7 protein-coding genes are annotated in these 6,008 nt (G+C 71.2%); 5 read left to right on the top strand and 2 right to left on the bottom strand.

Translation table 11 applies throughout. The features are described 5' to 3' along the window. Positions 1-60 precede the first annotated feature (60 nt). Positions 61-945: a helix-turn-helix transcriptional regulator gene (locus HGK34_RS21670; RefSeq protein WP_201851389.1), complete on the bottom strand. Its 885-nt coding sequence runs from the start codon at positions 943-945 to the stop codon at positions 61-63. A gap of 198 nt (positions 946-1,143) precedes the next feature. On the opposite strand from HGK34_RS21670, the gene HGK34_RS21665 reads away from it, so the two are divergent. Genes HGK34_RS21665 through HGK34_RS21655 form a run of 3 tightly spaced genes read left to right on the top strand, consistent with a single transcriptional unit; the run spans position 1,144 to position 2,990 of the window. Further along, positions 1,144-1,464, top strand: coding sequence for a carboxymuconolactone decarboxylase family protein (locus HGK34_RS21665; RefSeq protein ID WP_201851387.1), 321 nt, complete (start codon positions 1,144-1,146; stop codon positions 1,462-1,464). A gap of 31 nt (positions 1,465-1,495) precedes the next feature. Then, positions 1,496-1,894, top strand: a complete 399-nt coding sequence (locus tag HGK34_RS21660; protein WP_201851391.1) for a (R)-mandelonitrile lyase — start codon at positions 1,496-1,498, stop codon at positions 1,892-1,894. A gap of 49 nt (positions 1,895-1,943) precedes the next feature. After that, positions 1,944-2,990 carry an alcohol dehydrogenase catalytic domain-containing protein gene (locus HGK34_RS21655; RefSeq protein ID WP_201851385.1) on the top strand — a complete coding sequence of 349 codons (1,047 nt, stop codon included), beginning with the start codon at positions 1,944-1,946 and terminating at the stop codon, positions 2,988-2,990. 84 nt (positions 2,991-3,074) lie between these two features. On the opposite strand, the gene HGK34_RS21650 is transcribed toward HGK34_RS21655, so the two are convergent. Next, entirely contained in the window at positions 3,075-3,938 is an 864-nt protein-coding gene (locus HGK34_RS21650) for an endo alpha-1,4 polygalactosaminidase (RefSeq protein WP_201851383.1), read from the bottom strand. Positions 3,939-4,079: 141 nt separating this feature from the next. Here HGK34_RS21650 and HGK34_RS23690 point away from each other — a divergent pair, with 141 nt between their 5' ends. Both HGK34_RS23690 and HGK34_RS21640 read left to right on the top strand, forming a co-directional pair. Further along, positions 4,080-5,207 (top strand): D-alanyl-D-alanine carboxypeptidase family protein, encoded by a 1,128-nt coding sequence (locus tag HGK34_RS23690; protein WP_201851381.1) that lies wholly within the window; start codon positions 4,080-4,082, stop codon positions 5,205-5,207. Between the two features lie 56 nt (positions 5,208-5,263). Then, a partial coding sequence (locus tag HGK34_RS21640; protein ID WP_201851379.1) for an alpha-hydroxy-acid oxidizing protein occupies positions 5,264-6,008 on the top strand: 745 nt, incomplete at its 3' end.

Raw genomic sequence — 6,008 nt, 5'->3', positions numbered from 1 at the left:
CCTTATCGTCGGCAGCGTCAGATGTGTATAAGAGACAGGACCTCGGGGGCCGGATGAGGCTCAGCCGGACACCGGCTCCTGGCGCAGCGGCCGTCCGGACTCCTGCGAGATCCACCAGCCGGCCAGGAGCGTGAGTTTCTCCTGCGACTCCGAACCGGGGGCGGCGGTGTAGACGGTCAGGTTCAGTCCCACGTCGGCGGGCAGCTCCATCACGTTGTACTCCAGTTCGACGGCCCCCACCATCGGGTGGCGCATGTGCTTGACCCCCTGGATGTGCAGGCGCACGTCGTGCCGCGCCCAGCGGGTGCGGAAGGCCTCCGAACGGGTCGACAGCTCGCCCACCAGGTCGGTGATCGACCTGTCGAACGGGTCGCGTCCCGCGACGGTGCGCAGGCTCGCCACGGAGGCGTCCGCGACGGTCTCCCAGTCGGGGTAGAAGTCGCGCGAGGCGGGGTCGAGGAAGATGAAGCGCGGGTATCCCACGGGCTCCGGCTGGGAGCGGAACACCGGGTCGTACAGGGCACGGCCCAGCGTGTTCGTCGCGACGATGTCACTGCGCGTGTTGCCGAGCACCGCGGCGCCCTCGGTGATCGAGTCCACCAGGTGCAGGAGACTGGGACGCACATCCGTACGCGCCGGCGTCCGCCGTCGTGCCCGGGTCCGCGCGTTGGCGTGCCGGACCAGGTCGAACAGGTGCGCCCGCTCGGCCTCGTCCAGCCGCAGGGCGGAGGCGATCGCGCCGACCACCTCGTCCGAGACCCCCCGCAGGTCCCCGCGCTCGAGCTTGGTGTAGTACTCCACGCTCACCCCGGCCAGGACGGCGACCTCGCCGCGCCGCAGGCCGGGCACCCGCCGGATACCGCCCGCGGGCAGGCCCACCATGTCCGGCGTGACCTTGGCGCGCCGGCTCACCAGGAATTCGCGCGCCTCCTGTGGTGTGCTCATGACACCACCGTAGGCGCGGGCCGGGGAGCGTGGGAGTCCCTGACGGTACCCCTCGGCACGGGCGCGTGCCCTCACGGGTACCGCCAGGGGTACCTCTCACAGAACCTCCCACGATCCGGCGCGACGCAGTTCACTCGTGGTGTCCACGAAACCAGGCCGCCCCAGGCGCGTCCCGGCCCCGCACCGGAAGGAACCGAGATGTCCGACGAGCAGACCCCGATGCAGAAGATGATGGGCGACTTCGCGCCCACGTTCGTCGAGCTCACCGACGAGGTGCTGTTCGGCAGGGTGTGGGCCCGCACCGACGAGCTGTCGCCCCGCGACCGCAGCCTCGTGACGATCACGAGTCTCGTCAGCACGGGCAGCATCGAGCAGCTGGGCGCGCACATCCCGATGGGGCTGGCCAACGGCCTCACCGAGGACGAGATCAAGGAGGCGATCACCCACGTCGCGTTCTACGCCGGCTGGCCGCGTGCCGTGTCCGCCCTCACCCTCGCCCAGCAGCTGTTCGCGAAGTGACCACCCCGACCGAGGAGACCCCGACATGAGCATGAGCATCCTGCCCGGCCACGGCACCGTGAAGAACCCGCCCGAACAGTTCGCCGGAGACGTGTGGGTCGACCTCGTCGCGGTCCCCGTCAGCGCCGAGCAGCGCACCGTGGTCGCCAAGGTCCGGTTCGCGCCCGGCGCCCGCACCGCGTGGCACTCCCACGCACGAGGCCAGTACCTCCACGTCACCGAGGGCATCGCCTACTTCGGCGACCGTGACGGCAACGTCATCGAGGTGCGCCCCGGCCAGACCCTCTACACGCCCCCGGGCGAGGACCACTGGCACGCCGCCGCCCCGGACACCTTCATGGAACACCTCGCCGTCCTCGAGAACGCCGACGACCCCGCCCGGACCACCATCTGGAAGGAACACGTCACCGACGAGCAGTACGGCCACTGAGAAGCCCCCACCCCTCACCCACGAAAGACCTCAAGGAGACCGATACACCATGCGTGCCACCCTCATGTACGGAGCCGGCGACGTCCGCGTCGAGACCGTCCCCGAACCCACCCTCCAGGCGCCCACCGACGCGATCGTGCGTACCGTACGCGCCTGCATCTGCGGGTCCGACCTGCACCCCTACCACTCCATGCCGGAACTGCCCCAGGGCGCCACCATGGGCCACGAGCTCATCGGCGTCGTCGAAGAGGTCGGACCCCAGGTCACGAACTTCCAGCCCGGCGACTTCGTCGTCGTCCCCTTCGCCGCCGCGGACAACACCTGCCCGATCTGCCAGGACGGCTTCCAGACCGCCTGCCCGCACGTGAACTTCTTCGGGCCCGGCACCGGCGGCCAGCAGGCCGAGATCGCCCGCATCCCCTGGGCCGACGGCACCATGGTCAAGGTCCCCGGCGTCGACCCCGCCACCGCCGACGAGTCACTGCTGAAGTCGCTGCTCGCGCTCTCCGACGTCTACCTCACCGGCCACCACGCCGCCCACATGGCCGGGATCACCCCCGGCCAGTCCGTCACCGTCATCGGTGACGGCGCCGTCGGGCTGTCCGCCGTCCTCGCCGCGGTACGCCTGGGCGCCGGCCAGATCATCCTCATGGGCCGCCACAAGACGCGCACCGACCTGGGACGCGAATGGGGCGCCACCCACGTCGTCGAGGAGCGCGGAGCCGACGGCATCGCCAAGGTGCTCGAACTCACCGGCGGCTTCGGCTCCCACGCCGTGCTCGAGGCCGTAGGACACATGCCCGCCTACGAACAGGCCGTCGGCGTCGTCCGCCCCGGCGGCATCATCTCCCGCGTCGGCGTCCCCCAGTACGAGGAGGCTCCCGTCGGCTTCGGCTCCCTGTTCGGCAAGAACGCCCGCCTCGCCGGCGGCCCCGCCCCCGTGCGCGCCTACCTCGAGGACGCCATCAAGGACGTCCTGGACGGCACCATCGACCCCGGCAAGGTGTTCGACCGCACCATCGGCATCGAGGACGTCCCCGCCGGCTACCGGGCCATGGACACACGCGAGGCACTGAAGGTCATGATCCGGTTCTGACCGGCACCGGCACCGGCACCGGCACCGGCGCGGGCGCCGGGCCCGGCCCCGCGCCGGGCCCGCGCGCATCCACCCGGCCGGGAACTACCGCATCCCGCACTGCTCCAGCACATACCCCGGATCACCGGGGCCCACCAGCTCACGATCCCGCAGGATCGTCAACGGCGCCCGGTCCGGGTCCGCACACAACTGCGCGAACGACACCGGCAGATTGTCGGTGTACTCCACCTGCAGCACCTGCTCGCCGTACGCGGCCCGGTACGCCCCGCACTCCTCGTACGCCCCGCACTCCTCGGTGACGGCGAAGTCGAAACCGAGCTCACGCCCCGCCTCCGTCGCCTCCGCCGCGTTCTTCTGCCCCACCGCGAGCCCCGCACCATGAGCCAGGTCGACATACCCGCGCGCGAGCGCGAACGCGTCATCCCGCGTCACCGCATCGAACCGGGTCCACGTGTCCAGGTTGTCGATCTCCACCGCGTCGAACCCGTCCGAGGCACACCCCGAGATCACCGGCCCCAGAATCGCCAGGATCCGCTCCCGCCGACCCTCACCTCCCGGGTCCAGCACGTACTCGTCCGGCCAGTCCGGATCAACCACGAGCTCCCCGTCGCCGTCGTGCAGCAGCAGATCCTCGTTCTCGCCGGTCCACAGCCCGGCCTCACCCGGCTGGGTCTGGAAACCATTCACATAGCAGATGCCGTACGCCCCGGACAGCGGCTCCGCCGACGCGTCCCGCTCCACGACGTCCAGCCCGCCGTCCGGCTCGTACGCCGCACCCAGCTGATAGTCGAAACGCCCCCCGACCGGAGGAAGCCGCACGGCGCTCGCGTGCACGGCGCTCGCGGGCGAGAGGCCGGATCCCTCCTCGGACACCCCGCCGTTCGCCGCGCAACCAGACGTGACGGACAGAGCCAGGGCGGTGAACACGATCGGTGCGGTGTGCGACATGCCGCGACCGTAGGCCGTCCAGGTTCCTCCCGCCAGAAGTGAACAGCCGCCGTGAGCAGGATGAGGAGGCTTGACGCACGACAGGAAATCACCCGTTCGCGATTGTCCACGTCACCACGTCGTGCCGTAGGTTCTTGCGCTGTGACCCAGACGGCCTTCCCACCGCCCGCCGCCCAGCCATCGCCGTTCCCGGCACAGGCACCAGCGAAGAAGCCCAGGAAGCGTTCCCGCGGCCGCACCAACACCGTCATCGTCACCGTCCTCGCGTTCCTGCTGGCCCTCACCACCGGCGCCGCCTACTGGTTCCTCGAGCGCGAGGCCGACGACCTCGCCACGCAGGCGGACTCGGCCACGACCCTCCTCACACAGTCCGAGGGCCGCGTCGCCGACCCGGCCACCAGGGACGCCCTGACACAAGAGCTCGCCGCCGCCGACGACCTCCTGGACGCCACCCCGTTCCTCGAACGGTTCCCCGGCCAGGCCACGACGGCCACCACCAACCTCATCGCCGCCTCCGACGACGTCTGGGCCTCCATGACCCTGCGCGCCCGCGACGACATCGTCGAAGGCCGCGACACCCTCGGCCGCACCCTCAGCCGTGCCGAGAAGGTCTACACCACCACCGAGAAGCTCAAGAGCGACGACCTCGCCCGCTCCGCCCTGCGCGCCGCCATCGACGCCGCCGAGGTCACCCAGACCCGCACCCGCGACGACCGGCTCGGCGGCGCCGGCCTCCCCGAGCTCCAACAGGCCGTCGCCGACCTCGACACCGGCCGCAGCGAGCTGCAGGCCGCCACCGACTCCATGATCACCACCCAGGACACGATCACCTGCCCCGCCCCCGACCAGCTGTGGACCCCCGACAGCGGCCGCCTCGCCGAGGACCGCCTCGCGCCCATCCCCTGGGACACACAGTTCCGGCTGCGGGCCGACCTGCTCGACTCCCTCATCGAGCTCAACGACGCCTACAAGGCCGCCTTCGGAACCGACCTGACCATCAACTCCGCCTACCGCACCCTCGACGACCAGGTCAGCCTGTACGACCCGACCTCGCCCATCGCCGCCGCACCCGGCTGCTCCACCCACGGCCTCGGCGTGTCCGTCGACCTCGGCGGCGGGATCCAGACCTTCGGCAGCCCCGAGCACCAGTGGATGCTGGCCAACGCCCCCGCTCACGGCTGGGTCCACCCGAGCTGGGCCGAACCCGACGGCCGCCTCCCGGAGGCCTGGCACTGGCAGTCCGTCGAGGCTCCGGCCGACACCCTCTGACCCCGGCCGTCCGCCAGAACACCCCGCCACGAGAGCAGGCACGAGAGCAGACACCGATGAAGAACATCTCCCGGACAGTGCAGTCCGGCATCTACACCGCCGGCGCCTACGGACACCGCCCCGTGGTCCCCACCTCACCGGACCGCCTCGAATCCGCCGCCCGCAAGGCCATGACGCGCCGCGCCGCCGCCTACATCACCGGCGGCGCCGGCGCCCAGCGCACCGCCACCGCCAACCTCACCGCCTTCGCCCGCCACCGCATCCTGCCCCGCCAGCTCACCGGCACCCACCAACGCGACCTCACCACCACCCTGCTCGGCCGCACCCTGCCGGCACCGCTGCTCTACGCACCCATCGGCGCCCTCGAACTCGCCGTCCAGCACAAACACGGCCGCGCCGGCACGCCCCAGGGCGCAGAACCCGCCCTCGCCCACGCCGCCACCCGCACCGGACTGCCCGTCATCATCTCCAACCAGGCCTCCGTCCCCATGGAGGACATCGCCGCCGACCTCGGCGACACACCCCGCTGGTTCCAGCTCTACTGGCCGCGAGCCGACGACCTCACCGCCTCACTGGTCCGCCGAGCCGAGGAGACCGGAGCCGAAGCCCTCGTCGTCACCACCGACACCACCACCCTCGGATGGCGCACCCACGACCTCGACCTCGGCAGCCTCCCCTTCGTCCGCGGCGAAGGACTCGCCCAGTACCTGAGCGACCCCGCCTTCCGGAAACTCGCCGCCGAGCGCGCCACCCGGCCCGGACCGACGTCGTCACCGACGACCCTGTCTCTTATACACATCT

This window comes from Myceligenerans indicum, from assembly GCF_016742955.1.
In the GTDB taxonomy this organism is placed as follows: domain Bacteria; phylum Actinomycetota; class Actinomycetes; order Actinomycetales; family Cellulomonadaceae; genus Myceligenerans; species Myceligenerans indicum.
The sequence above is the reverse complement of the archived record's forward strand: the minus strand, read 5'-3'. Positions and strand labels throughout refer to the sequence as shown.